Source organism: Streptococcus infantis (assembly GCF_001579645.1).
GTDB lineage: Bacteria > Bacillota > Bacilli > Lactobacillales > Streptococcaceae > Streptococcus > Streptococcus infantis_E.
In genome coordinates this window covers 89,478-106,672 of sequence record NZ_KQ970820.1, presented here as the reverse complement: position 1 = coordinate 106,672, position 17,195 = coordinate 89,478, and the positions used below count along the sequence as shown (strand labels likewise).

Here is a 17,195-nt window from a genome sequence, read left to right as displayed (position 1 = left end):
GGCTCCTTTTTGTTATTAGATTCCTCTAACTGCAAAATAGTGTCCACTTGGACTTGCAAAGTTAAAGTGAGGGAAAGGTTGAGTACTGATCGGACTAGTGGTATCAGTCACTGCAGCTAGGCGCTCGTGAAGGGCGTGAAAGTCCGCTGACTCAAAGAGTAGGCTAGGTTTCATATCAACTACCTCTGGCGATACCTGACGAATAAAGTCTTTGGCGTAGACAGTAAAAGTCAGTGTACTGTCCGTGTGAAGTCTCATCTCAAAAGTATCAAAACCCATTATTTCTGATTGATTAAAAACCTCAAAACCGATAGCAGACCAAAAGTCTCTCTCAGCTGCTACATCATCTACGTAGAGCATAATTCCTGTATTTTTTGAAAATATTATTTCTCCTTTGTAATCATAGTTAGAGCAAACATTTTATCACATTCCATGAGAAAATACAAAGAACTAGAAAAAGCAGTCATTTAACGACTGCTTATTTTTTAGTTATTTTTTACCAGATTGTTCCATATTCCAGAAGTCTGTAACGGCACCACGGGATGCAGAAGATACGGTATGGGCATATTTACCGAGGACACCACGGCTATAGAGTGGTGGCAAGGTTGTTTCTGCCTTACGTTTTTCAAGTTCTTCTTCGGATACGGCCATAGAAATTTCTTTAGTATCTTGGTCGACAGTGACGATATCTCCTGTACGAAGGTAGGCAATTGGTCCACCATCCTGAGCTTCAGGAGCGATATGTCCAACAACCAGTCCATAAGTACCACCAGAGAAGCGTCCGTCTGTCAAGAGGGCAACCTTGTCTCCTTGACCTTTACCAACGATCATAGAAGAAAGTGATAGCATCTCAGGCATACCAGGACCACCTTTAGGTCCAACGAAACGAACAACGACAACGTCGCCGTCAACGATTTCGTCTGACAAGACAGCTTGAATAGCATCTTCTTCAGAATCAAATACCTTGGCTGGCCCAACGTGACGACGAACTTTAACACCGGATACCTTGGCAACTGCACCGTCAGGAGCAAGATTACCGTTCAAGATGATAAGCGGACCATCTGCACGTTTTGGATTTTCAAGTGGCATAATGACTTTTTGACCTGGTGTGAGGTCTGCAAAGTCTTCCAAGTTTTCAGCGACAGTTTTACCAGTACATGTGATACGGTCTCCGTGAAGGAATCCATTTGCCAACAAGTACTTCATAACTGCAGGCACACCACCAACTTCGTAGAGGTCTTGGAAGACATACTGACCAGAAGGTTTCAAATCGGCTAAGTGAGGTACACGTTCTTGGATGGTATTAAAGTCCTCAAGTGACAAGTCAACGTTAGCTGCGTGGGCAATAGCAAGCAAGTGAAGAGTGGCGTTAGTAGAACCACCCAGAGCCATTGTCACTGTAATGGCATCTTCAAAGGCTTCACGAGTCAAGATATCAGACGGTTTGAGACCGAGCTCCAGCATCTTAACAACAGCACGTCCTGCTGCTTCGATATCTTCTTTCTTATCAGCTGATTCAGCTGGGTGAGATGAAGAGCCTGGCAAACTCATACCGAGAACTTCGATAGCTGTCGCCATGGTATTAGCAGTATACATACCACCACAGCCACCAGGGCCAGGGCAGGCATTACATTCGAGACGTTTTACGTCCTCAGCCGTCATGTCACCGTGGTTCCATTTTCCGATACCTTCAAATACAGAAACCAAGTCGATGTCTTTGCCATCCAGTTTTCCAGGGGCGATAGTACCACCGTAGGCGAAAATAGCTGGGATATCCATATTGGCAATGGCAATCATAGAACCAGGCATGTTCTTATCACAGCCCCCGATAGCTACAAAGGCATCGACGTTATGACCACCCATAGCAGCTTCGATAGAGTCCGCGATGATATCACGAGATGTCAAAGAGAAGCGCATACCAGGCGTTCCCATGGCAATCCCATCTGCTACCGTAATGGTTCCAAATTGAACAGGCCAAGCACCAGCAGATTTGACACCTTCTTTTGCAAGCTTACCAAAATCATGCAAGTGAATATTACACGGTGTGTTTTCTGCCCAAGTCGAAATGACCCCCACAATCGGTGTTTCAAAGTCTTTATCTGTCATACCAGTCGCACGCATCATAGCACGGTTTGGTGATTTCACCATGCTGTCATAAATGCTACTGCGGTGACGTTTATCTAATTCTGTCATTCAAGTCCCTCCCATTTCAGTTTTTACCATTATAGCACATTTTTCGCATGAATAACAGAAGAAAATTCTTGAATTTTCAGAAAATTCAATACATTGAAATCTTCTTAAAAAAGATTTCATATTTTTGTTGACATTTAAAATTAAAGTGATATCATTTAGATATCAAAAACAGGAGGTCATTCTGATGACTGAAAAACTAATCAATTCAAAACCAAATGGTGTAGTAGCATTGATTCTCATTGAGTTGGCACTCGTACTTGGTTTCTTTATATTTATCATGGGTGCTGGTTCAGAAAATATTTTTGGAATTATTATCGGACTTTTATTAATCTTAATTTCAGCTCTAGCTCATGCTGGTTTAAAAGTTGTCAAACCTCAGGAAGCTCTGGTTTTGACTCTCTTTGGTAACTATACAGGTACCATCAAAGAACCTGGTTTTTACTTTGTCAATCCTTTTAGCATAGCGGTCAATCCTGCAATTCACACTCGACTCGGACAAAGTGGCGATGTTAGCACAAAATCTCCTTTTTCAGGAATGAAATCATCCAATGGCAATGATGTAAACATTGAAATTGGCAAGAAACAGATTTCTCTCAAAGTTATGACTTTGAGTAATTCTCGTCAAAAGATTAACGATTGTTTAGGTAACCCTGTTGAAATCGGAATCGCGGTAACTTGGAGAGTTGTCGATACAGCCAAAGCAGTCTTCAACGTAGATAACTATAAAGAATATCTTTCATTGCAGTGTGATAGCGCCCTTCGTAATATTGTCCGCATCTATCCTTACGATGTATCTCCTAATGTGGATACTACAGGTGATGGGCAAGCCGATGAAGGAAGCCTCCGTGGTTCTAGTGAGATTGTAGCTAAACGTATTCGTGAGGAAATTCAAAGTCGTGTAGAGGACGCTGGTTTGGAAATCCTTGAAGCACGTATTACATACCTAGCTTATGCACCAGAAATTGCTGCTGTCATGCTTCAACGTCAACAAGCATCTGCTATTATCGATGCACGCAAGATGATTGTAGACGGCGCTGTAGGAATGGTTGAAATGGCACTGGAACGTCTCAATGAAGGAGAGTTGGTTGAACTAGATGAAGAGCGTAAAGCAGCGATGGTTTCAAATCTCCTAGTCGTTCTCTGTGGCAATCATGATGCACAACCAATTGTCAATACAGGAAGCCTTTATTAGAAATGGCAGAAGCTAAAAAAAAGCAAATCCCCCTTCGACTCTCGAATAAGTTATATGCTGCACTCGCATCATGGGCAGAAGATGACTTCCGATCAGTCAATGGGCAAATTGAATATCTTCTCACCGAATGTGTCAAACAACGAAAAAAAGACGGGAAATACGTCTCAGAAACCATTGATGAACCTTTCGAGATAGATATTTAACCTAATTTCCTATCCAGAACTTTGGATAGGAAAATTTTTTAATCTTTTTTTGTCAAGTAACTTTACTTTACAAAAAAGTTTTGATATACTATTAAAGTTGATGAAAATCAAACCTAACTGAATTATATCTTAAAAGGAGAAATCAAAATGGCAGTACCTGCACGCCGCACTTCAAAAGCGAAGAAAAACAAACGTCGTACACACTACAAAGTAACAGCTCCATCTGTAAACTTTGACGAAACTACTGGAGATTACTCACGTTCTCACCGTGTATCACTTAAAGGATACTACAAAGGACGTAAGATCGCTAAAGCTGCATCAGTTGAATAATAGAAGGGAGATACCATGCGCGTAAATATTACACTTGAACACAAAGAATCTGGTGAACGCTTGTACCTTACTTCTAAAAACAAACGTAACACTCCAGACCGTCTTCAATTGAAGAAATACTCACCAAAACTTCGCAAACACGTTGTGTTTACAGAAGTTAAGTAAGCATTCAATACGAATCAATACATAAGAAAAACGCTGATTTCAAGCGTTTTTTCTTTTTTCAATTTCAATACATTTCACTATATTTCAGTCCAATCTCTACCTTTTTTAGATAAATATATCATCTGGATATTGAAGTTGAGCCCTGCTATCATTTCGATGACAGGGCTTTTTAATGTTTGGTACACTACCTTCTTATCTATATTTTGATGGAGCTGAAGTTGACATCTACAAAGTTTAATGTTAAAATACATTCAAAAATATATTTGAATGAGGTGTTTTATGGTTCAAAATGTTGTTACTTCAATAATCCTGTATTCTGGGACAGCCGTAGACTTACTTATTATCCTAATGTTATTTTTTGCCAAAAGAAAAAGCAGAAAAGACATCATTAACATCTATTTAGGACAATTTCTAGGCTCTGTTAGTCTAATATTGCTAAGTTTACTTTTTGCATTTGTCTTAAATTATATTCCTAGTAAAGAGATTTTAGGTTTGCTCGGTTTGATTCCAATTTTCCTAGGACTCAAAGTTTTGCTTTTAGGAGATTCTGATGGAGAAGCTATTGCAAAAGATGGTTTGCGCAAAGATGATAAAAACCTGATTTTTCTAGTCGCTATGATTACTTTTGCAAGTTGTGGTGCTGACAATATTGGTGTTTTTGTCCCATATTTTATTACCTTAAATTTAGCGAATTTGATAGTGGCTTTACTTACCTTTCTAGTCATGATTTATCTCTTGGTTTTTTCTGCCCAAAAATTGGCACAAGTCCCTTCTGTTGGAGAAACTTTGGAGAAATATAGCAGATGGTTTATTGCCGTTGTTTATTTAGGATTGGGGATGTATATCCTGATTGAAAACAACAGCTTTGACATGCTAAGGACTGTGTTCGGCTAGGAGAAAAAATTATGAAAAAAGATAGTATCTGCCAAGTGGATGTTATTAATCAACAAAATGTTACAACCGCAACGAACTACCTTGAAAAGGAAAAAGTCCAAAAATCACTTCGCATTTTATCAAAATTTACCGATAATAAACAGATAAATATCATCTTTTATCTCCTTGCTGTTGAAGAACTCTGTGTCTGTGATATAGCCTGTTTACTAAATCTCAGTATTGCATCTGCCTCCCACCATCTTCGTAAACTAGCCAATCAAAACATCTTGGATACTAGAAGAGAGGGGAAAATTATATATTATTTTATAAAAGATGAGGAAATCAAAGACTTTTTTAATCAACTAGGATAACAACTATTTTTACTACTTTACCATGATTATATATAGGACTTATCTATGAAATTTTTTGATGAAAATTACTCACAAGAAAGACCTACTCGTAGCAAATGTTTAAGAAAAAAGTATAATTTAAAGCAAACCGACTTGGACTATAAAGAAATTATTTTCTAAGATATTACCAAGTTTGTTGATGATCTGTTTTACCACTGCTTCAGCTCTATTATATTTAGAGATCTAGAAACTGTAGATAGAAGTGAAGTAAGCATTCAATACGAATCAATACATAAGAAAAACGCTTATTTTAAGCGTTTTTTCTTTTTTCCAATTTCAATACATTTCACTATATTTCAGTTCAATCTCTACCTTTTTTCGCCTCTAATTTGGTTGATTTTATCAACTTGTTATTCATTTTATAAATGTACGTTTGGTAGAAAAAAGAATACAGGACAAACAAATTCCTGTATTCTTAAAATAACTTAGAACAGATATGATAATGAAGCGACTAATAAGATTATAGCGCAAATTATTTTTACGATTTTTACATATTGTTGTTTGAACAATTTATCAGAGAAAAGAGTCAATACAAGCGCAACACAAAACAAAGTAGTTCTTAAAGTCATGATTCATACTCCTTTCGTTATTTTGTTAATCTAGTAAATAAGTTGAATAGTAAGTATTTAATCTGCAAACATGTTTATCTTTTCTGAAAACTCCTTTGGTCATTGATCGGTATCTCTATCTATATTTATTATAGCACAAATAACATTATTAAACAATTATATTTATCCTTTATAAACTAACATTTGGCCATTTGACAAGGATGGATACCTGCTCCGAACTTGCTTCTAAAAGGTAGCAGGTTCAACTCTTGCTACCTTTTCTCTCCTCTTCTTTTTTGAGAGCGCTTGAAATATGTTATAATAGTTCTAGATTATTTTTTTGGAGGCAAACCGTGGGAAATTTTATTGAGCTAGTCTTTCATCGTTTCTTTTTGGGGATGATAGCTACGGCTTATTTTTGGTTATTGACACTAGCAGGAGGTGTGGTTTTTGGTATAGCGCCAGCTAGTGCGACTATCATGAGTTTATTTGCAGAACATGGTTATTCTTACCGTGCCTATGGTTTTAAAGAGGCTTGGACTCTTTATAAGAGCAATTTTATTAAAAGCAATCTCAGTTTCTACACCTTTATGGGACTTGACTTGATCTTGATTTATGGTTTGTATCTCATGATCCAATTGCCGCATCAGACCATTATCCATTTGGCAGCAACCTTTCTAAATATCTTTTTGGTAGCCTTGGTCTTTTTGGCTTATACAGTTTCTCTAAAATTACAAGTTTATTTTGACTTATCCTATCAAAATACCTTAAAGCTTGCCTTTATCGGAATTTTTATGAGCTTATCAGCAGTGGCTAAAGTTCTTCTTGGTAGCGTCTTGTTAGCCATTATTGGGTTTTATATGCCTGCCCTCATTATTTTTGTAGGGATTGGTATGTGGCATTTCTTTATTAGTGATTTATTGGAGCCTGTTTATGAAAGCATTCATGAAAAATTGGCGTCCAAATAGGATGAAACAGTTTTGGCTTCATTCACTCCTTCGAACCTATACTTGGGTGATGATTGTCATCATTGCTAGTTTTGCCCTGTTGATTTCCTATGTGAACTGGGATAGTCGAGAAAAAGAAGCAAGACAGGTTTCCCAGCGGGTTTTGACTCGGACAGTGAGTGAGGTTGAGTATTATTATCGAGAATCAGCGCGTTCAGCCCAAAGTTTAGTAGAGAATCAAGCGCGAATCGAGGGAATTTATAAGTATTTTAGCCTCAGTACACCAGATTATTTCTATTGGCAACTGGAGCGTAAAGCATCGCCCTATATATCTGTATCCATTTATGAAAATATCGATGACCTTTATGTGCGCAATGATTTTGTAACGGGTGTAGCCATTGTCTTGCAAGACTCGACAGAAGTTTATGTTTCGAAGAGGGACAATCGTAGTGGTTACAAGGTTTCTGCAGATGCCTTCAAGCCAGATGCCAATAGTTTCGCCATTCCTGTATCCGATCCAGTATCGGATCAAGCTCTTGGTGTTATTTATGTCTCTGTATCTTCCGATGTTTTTTATAAGGCTATTGACAATACCAGAGGAAATATCCCAATTGCTGTGAGCATCACCTCTCCTTTTGAAACGGATATGTTTCACCAAGGTGAAAAAAGTGATCGAGAGGAATGGTTGCAAGATGAGACAGCTCATGGTTATCAGGTTCAGGTTGCAGTTCCAAGGGATTATGTCCTTAGTGGTAGTGTCTCTAGTTCTGTCTTTATTCTTGCTTTGAGTCTCCTCTTTATCGTTATTTTATATGTAACCTTGAAAAAAACATTTTCGAAGTATCAAACCCAGGTTGTTGACCTAGTGGAAACAATCCATGATATTGCGCAAGGAGAACAAGGTAAAAGAATTGATCTCACGAAAAAAGACCAGGAATTGCTTGTAATCGCTGAGACAACAAATGATATGTTGGATCGATTGGAGAGAAATATCCATGATATTTATCAACTTGAACTGAGTCAAAAAGATGCAAATATGCGCGCCCTACAAGCTCAGATAAATCCACATTTCATGTACAATACTCTGGAGTTTCTACGTATGTACGCGGTCATGGAGAACCAAAATGAACTAGCGGATATTATCTATGAGTTCAGTAGTCTCCTGCGCAATAATATCTCTGACGAGCGAGAAACGACACTCAAACAAGAAGTAGAGTTTTGTCGGAAGTACAGCTATCTCTGTATGGTGCGTTATCCAAAATCCATTGCTTACGGATTTAAGATTGACCCTGGATTGGAAGAAATGCGCATTCCAAAATTTACCCTCCAACCCTTGGTGGAGAATTATTTTGCTCACGGAGTTGATCATCGACGTACAGATAATGTGATTAGTATCAAGGCCTTGAAAAAAGAAGGATATGTTGAAATCTTGGTAACCGATAATGGGCGTGGAATGCCTGCTGATAAGCTAGCAGAGATCCAGGATAAATTAGCTCAAAGAACCTTCGAACATACGGTGGATTATAGTGGGAAACGCCAGTCCATTGGGATTGTCAATGTGCATGAGCGCTTTGTACTCTACTTTGGCGACCGCTATGACATCAGTGTAGAATCAGTTAAACAAGAAGGTGTTCGCTATCGAATCACCATTCAAAATGAAGAGAAAGGATAAAGATGTATAAAGTACTTTTAGTTGACGATGAGTACATGATTACAGAAGGACTCAAACGTTTGATTCCTTTTGACAAGTGGGATATGGAAGTCGTTGCAACAGCCAATCATGCTGACGACGCTCTGGACTACGTTCGAGAACATCCCGTAGATATTGTCATTTCTGATGTCAATATGCCTGACAAGACAGGGCTTGAAATGATTGGGGAGATGAAGGACTTGTTACCAGATGCTTATTATATCCTACTATCGGGTTATCAAGAATTTGACTATGTCAAAAAAGCCATGAATCTCAATGTCGTTGATTATCTGGTTAAACCAGTCGATAAGGTTGAGCTTGAACGCTTGCTTGAAAAGATTGCCAGTCAGCTTGGTGAAAAATCTCATGAGCCAGAAATATTGAGTCAGCAACTAGATGAAGAAGCATTCAAGGCTCATCTCAGCCAAAAAGAAAATTGGTGGATCGGACTTTCCAAGGAAAAACAAGGGAATTTTGTCATTCCTTACTACGTTCTGGGGCAAGATTGGCAAATTGTCCTTGCTGATCAGGAATTTGAGGGCTTGCTAGTCATGCCTTTTGAGGCACCTTATCAAGTCAACTTTGAAAAATGGAAATTTAATGTAGAAAAGGCACTTTTCTATGGGACTGTAAATCTTGATCAGTCTGAAAGTCTCTTTTCTTACTACGAACCCATCTATCGAGTGATCATCCAGGGAAATCTCCAGCAGATTATCGAGGAGTTGACCTTACTTGAGAAGATTGTGTTAGAAAACACACCGAGGGTATCCATTACCAAGCAGTTGTTTACCCAGTTTGTCATGGATGTCTTCCATCTTTTTGAACATTTGAAAGCAGACGATATGACAGATATTGTCAAGAATATTCATGCCATTACAACTTTTGAGGATTTAGTCGCTTATACCAAGGAAACCTCGACATCCTTCTTCGGCCAATATCGAATGAATGAAAATGTGGTCAGTGTACTTGAAGTTATTGGTAGAGATTACCAAAAAGAGCTTTCTCTCAAGGATATCAGCAAGGATCTCTTTATCAATCCTGTTTATTTGGGGCAGTTGATCAAGAAGGAAACCAATTCCACCTTTGCGGAGCTTCTCAATAAGCAACGCATTAAGGCTGCCCAACAGCTCTTGCTATCTACTAATGATAGTATTGAGGATATTTGCTATACGGTTGGTTACAGTAATGTAGGTTATTTCTATAAGGTCTTTCGAAAACTATGTGGGAAGTCTCCTAAAGCCTACCGTAAGCAGGTGGAAGCAAACTTGTAGGATTTGTTTTGCTTGTTAAAATATGCTATAATAAACTAAAAAAACATAAGGGGGTTGCTTTGATGAAAAAGAAACCAATCTATCTATGGGTATTACTGATTTTTTCAGCCTTACTCTCAGCTATGTCACTATTTGGAATCATATCTCCAGTACCTACTGCGGAGGGTATGAACAATCTAGAAACATCAGCATCAGGTGTTAATGCTACTTATGCAAAGGAGCTCGTTGCTTACACCATTAAGGTATCGGAGCATGGTCATTCTATCTTCAGCATTCTCTTGGTTGTCTTATCTGTTATTCTGGTTGTTGTGGCTTTGGTTTTCCTTATTCGTAAAAACCTTCAATTGGCTAACTACACTTATCTTGCTTATGTCTTCGTTGCCATCGTTGGTTCTATCTACAACTTTATCGGCGTTCAGGATGCGGTTTCACTTTTTACAGACCCTAACATCCGTATGGGAGCGGAGCTTGGTGCCAAAGGTTCAGCTATTTTTGGGATCGTACTCAATGTTATCTTCCTAGCAATCGTCTTCTATAAAATGTGGCGTCAGCAAAAAGAATTGACAGAAACTCAAGAAGAGGAAGAACTGGCCTAAGAGTTGACAAAGCATAACTATCAAGATACAATCTTGGTAGTTATTTTTTATGATTCAAAAAAGGAGGAGAAAATGAAAAAAATTTCCTTGGTCTACATCAGTCTGAGCGGAAATACGGAGAGTTTCGTGACACGGCTGAAGGCCTACCTGTTAGAACAGTATGAGAACATTGAAGTAGAAAAAATTCATATTAAAGACTTGGTCAAAGAAGGAGAAGACTTCTTTGAGATGACCAACCCATATGTGGCTTTCCTACCGACTTACCTAGAAGGTGGCAATGGTGTTGACAACGGAGATGTAGAGATTTTGACCACTCCAGTAGGGGACTTTATCGCCTATGGTGACAATGCTAGCAAGTGTTTTGGTGTTGTAGGATCGGGTAACCGCAATTTCAATAACCAATACTGTTTGACCGCCAAGCAATATAGCCAGCGCTTTGGTTTTCCAGTCCTAGCTGACTTTGAGATGCGTGGAATGCTGGGAGATATCAAGAAGGTTGCAGGGATTATTGCGGAACTTTATGAATTAGAAGCTTTGTAAGAGGCCAGATTTTCTAAGGAAGAGATTTATTCTATGGATAAAGGATTTACTTCAAAGGGGACAATCGAAATGAGTAAACTACAGAAATCATTTTTAAAGTATATAAAACGCAAACCAAGCTTCAAGGATATTATGCTATGCAGTGCCTTGCTACTATTAGCGATTGCTCTGCTACGGTTCTCTGAGAAAATTTTTGATGAAAATGTAGAACCACTTGGAACCATGGTATCCTTAGGGATTGTTATACTGGTGGGAATTTTGGTTCTCAGGAAAAAATAGAAAAGGACTCGAGAAATACTATCTCGAATCCTTTTTTTATTTTCTGATGTCTTCAACAATTTCTTTTGAAATCATAATTCCCAAACGATATCCTTTATTGATGTAGTCAATGACATCATTGATGTTTTCTGTTGTTTGAATCTTTTCCTTGATAGTAGCGCGAAAAGATTCATCCTTTAACAGCTGTTCTTGTAGAAGTCTTTGTAGTTTTTCCTTTTCGTATTTGTTGATGAGAAAAAGAGCGACAAGACTGATGACAACTAAAATATAAGCATATTGGCTCATAAAATCTCTCCCTAAGTGATAAAGAAGTTAATAGCAAGAGAAAAGCGAAAAAGATTTTTCGCTTTTCAAGTAAGGACAATATAGAAATTAGGCAAGTGATCGCTAATCTAAAATAGTAGATGTAATGCACTCCGCCCCTAGTACCCAATAAAAGTCCGTAGAGGTTTAGGATTGGTTGCTTAGAACGCTCTGCAATTCAGTAACTTTAAGATTGCGACGTCTTTCGGTAGAAATCGATCATATTTCTATCGAAAGACTAGTGAAGCGCCTAGCCAAACTCTGAATAGGATTTGGCGTTAGTTACTTAGACTGCATTACAATAAAGTGATTAAAAGCCTACGACATGAGCCTAACCAAATCGATATTATTTGGTTAGGTGAATTAGTGAAGCGTTTAGGCAAGTCGCCTCATTTACGACGTCGTGGCCCCTAAATCGATTATATTTAGGGGCCATGACTAGTGAAGCAGTTAGCTAGTCCGCATAAAAGCAGCTAGCGTCCAACAATTAGGAACTTTAATTCCAGTAACTTTAAGATTGCGACTTTTTTCGGTAGAAATCGATCATATTTCTATCGAAAGACTAGTGAAGCACCTAGCCAAAGTCCGAATAGGATTTGGCGTTAGTTACTTAGACTGCTTAGTAATAAATTAATTTAATAGATCACGACATGCATCCAAATAAATCGATATTAATTATTTGGATGCATTAGTAAGGCGTTTAGGCAAATCGCCCGATAGCGATTGCCGTCAAGAGACTAGGAACTTTAGTTCCAGTCTCTTGTAACGAATTACATCTTCTCTGGTGCTTCTACACCCAACAAACGAAGTGCTTCTTTGAGGACAACTGCAGTTGCATAGCTGAGGGCTAAACGACTGTCGCGTTCTGGACTTTCATCCAAGATACGAGTGTGAGCGTAATATTTGTTGAAGGCTTGCGCTAAGCTAATTGCAAATTTAGCAATGATAGAAGGTTCAAAGTTATCCGCCGCACGGTTGATAATACGTGGGAAATCTTGGATGAGTTTAATAATTTCCCAGCTTTCAGGATCATTCAAGCTATAGTTGGCATCTGCTTCAGGTTTGAAATCCGCTTTGCGCAAGATGGATTGGATACGAGCATAGGCGTATTGAACATAAGGACCAGTCTCGCCTTCAAAAGATACCATAGCTTCAAGGTCGAAGTCGTAGCCATTTGTACGGTCAGTTTTAAGGTCATAGAATTTAATGGCCCCAACTCCAACAGCATGAGCAACCTGGTCTTTATTTTCAAGTTCCGGATTTTTGGCTTCGATTTGCGCTTTGGCACGACTGACAGCCTCTGCAACTGTAGGCTCTAGCAAGATGACATTCCCTTTACGAGTAGAGAGTTTTTTCCCTTCTTTTGTTACCAATCCAAAAGGAACATGGACAATATCTTGACTCCAATCGTAACCCATCTCTTGCAAGACAGCCTTGAGTTGTTTAAAGTGAGCAGATTGTTCTTGACCAACGACATAGATCGATTTGGCAAATTGATATTCGTTTTTACGGTAGAGGGCCGCAGCCAAGTCACGTGTGATGTAGAGAGTTGCACCGTCAGATTTCTTGATAAGAGCTGGGTGTTCAATTCCATATTTTTCAAGATTAACAACTTGGGCACCTTCTGATTCGACCAAAAGTCCTTTTTCAGAAAGGATATCTACAACTGCATCCATCTTGTCATTGTAAAAGGCTTCCCCGTTGTAGCTGTCGAATTCAACCTTCAATTCATTGTAAAGGCGGTTAAATTCCACCAAACTTTCATCACGGAACCATTGCCAAAGTGCGAGAGCTTCCTCATCTCCATTTTCAAGTTTACGGAACCATTCGCGTGCTTCTTCATCCAAGCTAGGGTCATTTTCAGCTTCAGCATTGATGCGAACGTAGAGTTTAAGAAGTTCATCAATCGGATGAGCTTTTACAGCTTCTTCGTCGCCCCATTTTTTGTAGGCAACGATCAGCATTCCAAACTGTTTACCCCAGTCTCCTAAATGGTTGACCTTGACTGTTTGATAACCGATTTTTTGGAAAATATGTGACAAGCTATCTCCGATAACAGTTGAGCGCAGGTGACCAATAGAGAATGGCTTAGCAATATTGGGACTAGACATGTCGATAACAACATTTTCTTGTTTACCAATATTTTGGTCAGCATAGTGTTCTTTTTCAGTGATAACAGCTTGTAATACTTGAGCAGAAATGGCATTTTTATCAAGGAAGAAGTTAACATAAGGTCCAGTAGCGACGACTTTTTCAAAGGCTTGGCTATTGATTTTTTCAGCGATATCTGCTGCAATCATTTGTGGAGCTTTTCTCTCAACTTTTGCTAGAGTAAAGGCAGGGAAGGCGATGTCTCCCATATCAGAGTTTTTGGGTTGTTCTAGTAAATTTAAAATAGCCTCTTGATCCAGGCGGTCAATGACGCTAGCCAATTCGCTAGCAATCAATTGTTTTGTATTCATTATAAACTCCTTTGGACTTTTCTTCTATTTTATCACAATTTTGAGGAATGATAAGAATTTTTTTGAAATATTCGGTTTTTTTGGTATAATGTTCTTATTAAATAGTTGAAAATGTTATAAATATTCACTCGAGAGGATGTTATGAGAAAAAGAGAACGCCATCAGTTGATCAAGCAGATGATCACTGAGGAGAAGTTAGGAACTCAAAAGGAGATTCAAGATCGTTTGGAAGCACGCAATGTTTTTGTAACGCAAACGACATTGTCGCGTGACCTTCGCGAACTGGGCTTGACCAAGGTTAAGAAAAATGACAAGGTCTACTACGTACTAGCAAATGAGACGGAGAAGATTGACCTGGTTGAGTTTTTATCCCATCATTTGGAAGGTGTAGCAAGAGCTGAGTTTACCTTAGTTTTGCACACTAAATTGGGTGAAGCCGCAGTTTTAGCCAATGTTGTCGATGCCAACAAGGATGAATGGATTTTAGGAACAGTTGCGGGTGCCAATACTCTCTTGGTAATCTGCCGAGATCAGCATGTTGCTAAACTCATGGAAGATCGTTTGTTAGATTTGATGAAGGATAGATAAGGTCTTGGGAGTCTCTCTCAAGACTATTTTTAACAAGGAGAGAATGGATGATGACAGAAAAATTATCACCTGGCATGCAACAGTATGTGGATATAAAAAAACAATATCCAGATGCTTTTTTGCTCTTTCGTATGGGTGATTTTTATGAGTTATTTTACGAAGATGCAGTCAATGCTGCCCAGATACTAGAAATTTCACTAACCAGTCGCAATAAGAATGCTGACAATCCTATTCCCATGGCTGGAGTTCCTTATCACTCAGCACAACAGTATATTGATGTCCTAGTGGAGCGTGGCTACAAGGTTGCCATTGCTGAGCAGATGGAGGATCCTAAGCAGGCAGTAGGGGTTGTTAAGCGCGAGGTTGTGCAGGTGATTACCCCTGGTACAGTCGTCGATAGTAGTAAACCAGATAGTCAAAACAACTTTTTGGTGGCTATCGACCGTGACGGTCAGCAATTTGGTTTGGCATACATGGACTTAGTGACGGGTGATTTCTATGTGACAGGTTTATTGGATTTTACCCTGGTCTGTGGTGAAATCCGAAATCTTAAGGCAAGAGAAGTTGTCATCGGCTATACCTTAACTGAAGAGGAAGAACAGATTCTCAGCCGTCAAATGAATTTGGTGCTTTCTTATGAGCAAGAATTATTTGAAGACATACATCTGCTGGATCCACGCTTGGCGCCAATTGAACAAGCTGCCAGTAGTAAGCTTCTTCAGTATGTTCATCGGACTCAGATGAGAGAGTTGAATCACTTGAAGCCAGTTGTCCGTTATGAAATTAAGGATTTCTTGCAGATGGATTATGCAACCAAGGCTAGTTTAGATCTAGTAGAAAATGCTCGTTCTGGCAAGAAACAAGGCAGTCTTTTCTGGTTGCTAGATGAAACTAAGACTGCCATGGGAATGCGTCTTTTGCGCTCTTGGATCCACCGTCCCTTGATTGACAAGGATCGTATCCTTGAACGTCAGGAGGTTGTACAGGTCTTTCTGGATTATTTCTTTGAACGTAGTGATTTGACAGAAAGCCTCAAGGGAGTCTACGATATCGAGCGTCTGGCTAGTCGTGTGTCTTTTGGGAAAAGCAATCCCAAAGATCTCTTGCAATTAGCGACTACCTTGGGAAGTGTTCCACGAATTCGAGCAATTTTAGAAGGAATGGAGCAACCAGCTCTTGCCTATCTGATTGAACAATTAGATGCTATTCCTGAGTTGGAAAGTCTCATTAGCGCAGCCATTGCTCCTGAGGCTCCTCATGTGATTACAGAGGGTGGCATTATCCGGACTGGCTTTGATGAGACCTTGGATAAGTATCGTCGGGTGCTGAGAGAGGGAACCAGCTGGATAGCTGAGATTGAGGCCAAGGAAAGAGAAAACTCTGGCATCAGTACGCTCAAGATTGACTACAATAAAAAAGATGGTTACTATTTTCATGTGACCAATTCGCAGCTTGGTAACGTACCAGCCCACTTTTTCCGCAAGGCTACGCTGAAAAACTCTGAACGTTTCGGGACAGAGGAGTTGGCTCGTATCGAGGGAGAAATGTTAGAGGCGCGCGAGAAATCAGCAAATCTAGAATATGAAATCTTTATGCGGATTCGTGAGGAGGTTGGGAAATATATCCAACGCCTGCAAGCCCTAGCCCAAGGAATCGCTACTGTCGATGTCTTACAAGGCTTGGCAGTGGTAGCAGAAAATCAGCACTTGATTCGGCCAGAGTTCGGAGAGGATTCACGAATTGACATCCAAAAGGGACGTCACGCAGTCGTTGAGAAGGTCATGGGAGCCCAAACCTATATTCCCAACAGCATCCAAATGGGTGAAGATACTAGCATCCAACTGATTACAGGGCCTAACATGAGCGGGAAGTCAACCTATATGCGCCAATTAGCTATGACAGCGGTCATGGCTCAGATGGGTTCTTATGTACCGGCAGAACGTGCTCATTTACCAATGTTTGATGCAATTTTTACCCGTATCGGGGCAGCAGATGACTTGGTTTCAGGTCAGTCAACCTTTATGGTCGAGATGATGGAAGCTAATAATGCTATTGCACATGCTACTGAAAAATCCCTGATTCTCTTTGATGAGCTTGGACGCGGAACGGCAACTTATGATGGCATGGCCTTGGCCCAGGCAATTATCGAGTATATTCATGAACATATCGGTGCCAAGACTCTCTTTGCAACGCATTACCATGAATTAACCAGTCTGGAAGCTAGTCTTGAACATCTAGTAAATGTACACGTGGCTACGCTTGAGCAAAATGGTCAGGTTACCTTCCTTCACAAGATCGAAGCAGGACCAGCTGATAAATCATACGGTATTCACGTAGCTAAGATCGCTGGATTGCCTAGTGACTTGCTGAAAAGAGCAGATGAAATTTTAACGCAATTAGAGAGTCAAGGTCAGGAAAGTCCTGCTCCAATGAAACAAACACATGCAGTTTCTGAACAAATTTCCCTATTTGACTCGGCGGAAGAAAATCCTATCCTAGCAGAATTGGCTAAAGTAGATGTGTACAACATGACACCGATGCAAGCCATGAACCTCTTGTTAGAATGGAAGCAAAAATTATAAGCAAAAACCCACTCATAGAAAGG

At 39.5% G+C, this 17,195-nt stretch carries 19 protein-coding genes; 14 read left to right on the top strand and 5 right to left on the bottom strand.

Translation table 11 applies throughout. From position 1 onward, the window contains the following. Positions 1 to 15 precede the first annotated feature (15 nt). Both SINDD18_RS06050 and ilvD read right to left on the bottom strand, forming a co-directional pair. Entirely contained in the window at positions 16 to 384 is a 369-nt protein-coding gene (locus SINDD18_RS06050; protein WP_061863459.1) for a hypothetical protein, read from the bottom strand. Positions 385 to 489: 105 nt separating this feature from the next. Next, positions 490 to 2,193 carry a dihydroxy-acid dehydratase gene (gene ilvD / locus SINDD18_RS06045; protein WP_061863458.1) on the bottom strand — a complete coding sequence of 568 codons (1,704 nt, stop codon included), beginning with the start codon at positions 2,191 to 2,193 and terminating at the stop codon, positions 490 to 492. Positions 2,194 to 2,377: 184 nt separating this feature from the next. Between ilvD and SINDD18_RS06040 the strand changes: the two genes are divergently transcribed. From SINDD18_RS06040 to rpmG, 4 genes are all read left to right on the top strand, one after another. Then, complete coding sequence (locus tag SINDD18_RS06040) at positions 2,378 to 3,385, top strand: SPFH domain-containing protein (protein WP_061863457.1); 1,008 nt, start codon at positions 2,378 to 2,380, stop codon at positions 3,383 to 3,385. Positions 3,386 to 3,387: 2 nt separating this feature from the next. Further along, positions 3,388 to 3,588 carry a PTS ascorbate transporter subunit IIC gene (locus SINDD18_RS06035; RefSeq protein WP_000796543.1) on the top strand — a complete coding sequence of 67 codons (201 nt, stop codon included), beginning with the start codon at positions 3,388 to 3,390 and terminating at the stop codon, positions 3,586 to 3,588. A 147-nt stretch (positions 3,589 to 3,735) separates the two neighbouring features. Then, a complete protein-coding gene (rpmF, locus tag SINDD18_RS06030) occupies positions 3,736 to 3,918 on the top strand; it encodes a 50S ribosomal protein L32 (RefSeq protein WP_061863456.1) in 183 nt (60 codons plus the stop codon). A 15-nt stretch (positions 3,919 to 3,933) separates the two neighbouring features. Further along, the gene (rpmG, locus tag SINDD18_RS06025) at positions 3,934 to 4,083 is read left to right on the top strand and encodes a 50S ribosomal protein L33 (protein WP_001265622.1); all 150 of its coding nucleotides are present in this window, start codon (positions 3,934 to 3,936) and stop codon (positions 4,081 to 4,083) included. A gap of 77 nt (positions 4,084 to 4,160) precedes the next feature. On the opposite strand, the gene SINDD18_RS11385 is transcribed toward rpmG, so the two are convergent. Then, positions 4,161 to 4,334: a FanG protein gene (locus tag SINDD18_RS11385; protein WP_081108273.1), complete on the bottom strand. Its 174-nt coding sequence runs from the start codon at positions 4,332 to 4,334 to the stop codon at positions 4,161 to 4,163. A gap of 28 nt (positions 4,335 to 4,362) precedes the next feature. On the opposite strand from SINDD18_RS11385, the gene SINDD18_RS06020 reads away from it, so the two are divergent. The 8 genes from SINDD18_RS06020 to SINDD18_RS05985 all read left to right on the top strand — a co-directional run bounded on the left by SINDD18_RS06020 (position 4,363) and on the right by SINDD18_RS05985 (position 11,237). Continuing rightward, positions 4,363 to 4,977 carry a CadD family cadmium resistance transporter gene (locus SINDD18_RS06020; protein WP_006152989.1) on the top strand — a complete coding sequence of 205 codons (615 nt, stop codon included), beginning with the start codon at positions 4,363 to 4,365 and terminating at the stop codon, positions 4,975 to 4,977. An 11-nt stretch (positions 4,978 to 4,988) separates the two neighbouring features. Continuing rightward, positions 4,989 to 5,327 (top strand): Cd(II)/Zn(II)-sensing metalloregulatory transcriptional regulator CadX, encoded by a 339-nt coding sequence (gene cadX / locus SINDD18_RS06015; protein ID WP_061863455.1) that lies wholly within the window; start codon positions 4,989 to 4,991, stop codon positions 5,325 to 5,327. Between the two features lie 940 nt (positions 5,328 to 6,267). Next, the gene (locus tag SINDD18_RS06010) at positions 6,268 to 6,882 is read left to right on the top strand and encodes a YesL family protein (RefSeq protein WP_061863454.1); all 615 of its coding nucleotides are present in this window, start codon (positions 6,268 to 6,270) and stop codon (positions 6,880 to 6,882) included. Then, complete coding sequence (locus tag SINDD18_RS06005) at positions 6,860 to 8,533, top strand: sensor histidine kinase (protein WP_081108280.1); 1,674 nt, start codon at positions 6,860 to 6,862, stop codon at positions 8,531 to 8,533. Before SINDD18_RS06010 ends, SINDD18_RS06005 begins: the two co-directional genes overlap by 23 nt. 2 nt (positions 8,534 to 8,535) lie before the next feature. Next, positions 8,536 to 9,822 carry a response regulator transcription factor gene (locus tag SINDD18_RS06000; RefSeq protein ID WP_061863453.1) on the top strand — a complete coding sequence of 429 codons (1,287 nt, stop codon included), beginning with the start codon at positions 8,536 to 8,538 and terminating at the stop codon, positions 9,820 to 9,822. 62 nt (positions 9,823 to 9,884) lie between these two features. Further along, complete coding sequence (locus tag SINDD18_RS05995) at positions 9,885 to 10,418, top strand: ABC transporter permease (RefSeq protein WP_061863452.1); 534 nt, start codon at positions 9,885 to 9,887, stop codon at positions 10,416 to 10,418. Positions 10,419 to 10,490: 72 nt separating this feature from the next. Further along, on the top strand, positions 10,491 to 10,958 hold the full coding sequence (gene nrdI, locus SINDD18_RS05990) for a class Ib ribonucleoside-diphosphate reductase assembly flavoprotein NrdI (RefSeq protein WP_049527317.1): 468 nt from the start codon (positions 10,491 to 10,493) through the stop codon (positions 10,956 to 10,958). A gap of 33 nt (positions 10,959 to 10,991) precedes the next feature. After that, positions 10,992 to 11,237 carry a hypothetical protein gene (locus SINDD18_RS05985; RefSeq protein ID WP_241497356.1) on the top strand — a complete coding sequence of 82 codons (246 nt, stop codon included), beginning with the start codon at positions 10,992 to 10,994 and terminating at the stop codon, positions 11,235 to 11,237. A gap of 36 nt (positions 11,238 to 11,273) precedes the next feature. On the opposite strand, the gene SINDD18_RS05980 is transcribed toward SINDD18_RS05985, so the two are convergent. Continuing rightward, positions 11,274 to 11,522 carry a hypothetical protein gene (locus tag SINDD18_RS05980; protein ID WP_000084856.1) on the bottom strand — a complete coding sequence of 83 codons (249 nt, stop codon included), beginning with the start codon at positions 11,520 to 11,522 and terminating at the stop codon, positions 11,274 to 11,276. Positions 11,523 to 12,310: 788 nt separating this feature from the next. Further along, positions 12,311 to 14,002: an arginine--tRNA ligase gene (gene argS, locus SINDD18_RS05975; RefSeq protein ID WP_061863451.1), complete on the bottom strand. Its 1,692-nt coding sequence runs from the start codon at positions 14,000 to 14,002 to the stop codon at positions 12,311 to 12,313. Between the two features lie 141 nt (positions 14,003 to 14,143). Here argS and argR point away from each other — a divergent pair, with 141 nt between their 5' ends. Next, complete coding sequence (gene argR, locus SINDD18_RS05970; protein ID WP_001231485.1) at positions 14,144 to 14,590, top strand: arginine repressor; 447 nt, start codon at positions 14,144 to 14,146, stop codon at positions 14,588 to 14,590. Positions 14,591 to 14,637: 47 nt separating this feature from the next. Beyond that, positions 14,638 to 17,172 carry a DNA mismatch repair protein MutS gene (mutS, locus tag SINDD18_RS05965; protein ID WP_061863450.1) on the top strand — a complete coding sequence of 845 codons (2,535 nt, stop codon included), beginning with the start codon at positions 14,638 to 14,640 and terminating at the stop codon, positions 17,170 to 17,172. Positions 17,173 to 17,195: the final 23 nt, after the last annotated feature.

Bases quoted from the DNA above. Each gene is read 5' to 3' on its own strand.
- SINDD18_RS06040 (WP_061863457.1), top strand. From the start codon at position 2,378: ATGACTGAAAAACTAATCAATTCAAAACCAAATGGTGTAGTAGCATTG.
- SINDD18_RS11385 (WP_081108273.1), bottom strand. From the start codon at position 4,334: ATGTATTTTAACATTAAACTTTGTAGATGTCAACTTCAGCTCCATCAA.
- SINDD18_RS06005 (WP_081108280.1), top strand. From the start codon at position 6,860: ATGAAAAATTGGCGTCCAAATAGGATGAAACAGTTTTGGCTTCATTCA.
- nrdI (WP_049527317.1), top strand. From the start codon at position 10,491: ATGAAAAAAATTTCCTTGGTCTACATCAGTCTGAGCGGAAATACGGAG.
- argS (WP_061863451.1), bottom strand. From the start codon at position 14,002: ATGAATACAAAACAATTGATTGCTAGCGAATTGGCTAGCGTCATTGAC.
- SINDD18_RS05985 (WP_241497356.1), top strand. From the start codon at position 10,992: ATGGATAAAGGATTTACTTCAAAGGGGACAATCGAAATGAGTAAACTA.
- argR (WP_001231485.1), top strand. From the start codon at position 14,144: ATGAGAAAAAGAGAACGCCATCAGTTGATCAAGCAGATGATCACTGAG.
- SINDD18_RS06035 (WP_000796543.1), top strand. From the start codon at position 3,388: ATGGCAGAAGCTAAAAAAAAGCAAATCCCCCTTCGACTCTCGAATAAG.
- rpmF (WP_061863456.1), top strand. From the start codon at position 3,736: ATGGCAGTACCTGCACGCCGCACTTCAAAAGCGAAGAAAAACAAACGT.
- mutS (WP_061863450.1), top strand. From the start codon at position 14,638: ATGATGACAGAAAAATTATCACCTGGCATGCAACAGTATGTGGATATA.
- SINDD18_RS06020 (WP_006152989.1), top strand. From the start codon at position 4,363: ATGGTTCAAAATGTTGTTACTTCAATAATCCTGTATTCTGGGACAGCC.
- cadX (WP_061863455.1), top strand. From the start codon at position 4,989: ATGAAAAAAGATAGTATCTGCCAAGTGGATGTTATTAATCAACAAAAT.
- rpmG (WP_001265622.1), top strand. From the start codon at position 3,934: ATGCGCGTAAATATTACACTTGAACACAAAGAATCTGGTGAACGCTTG.
- ilvD (WP_061863458.1), bottom strand. From the start codon at position 2,193: ATGACAGAATTAGATAAACGTCACCGCAGTAGCATTTATGACAGCATG.
- SINDD18_RS06000 (WP_061863453.1), top strand. From the start codon at position 8,536: ATGTATAAAGTACTTTTAGTTGACGATGAGTACATGATTACAGAAGGA.
- SINDD18_RS05995 (WP_061863452.1), top strand. From the start codon at position 9,885: ATGAAAAAGAAACCAATCTATCTATGGGTATTACTGATTTTTTCAGCC.
- SINDD18_RS05980 (WP_000084856.1), bottom strand. From the start codon at position 11,522: ATGAGCCAATATGCTTATATTTTAGTTGTCATCAGTCTTGTCGCTCTT.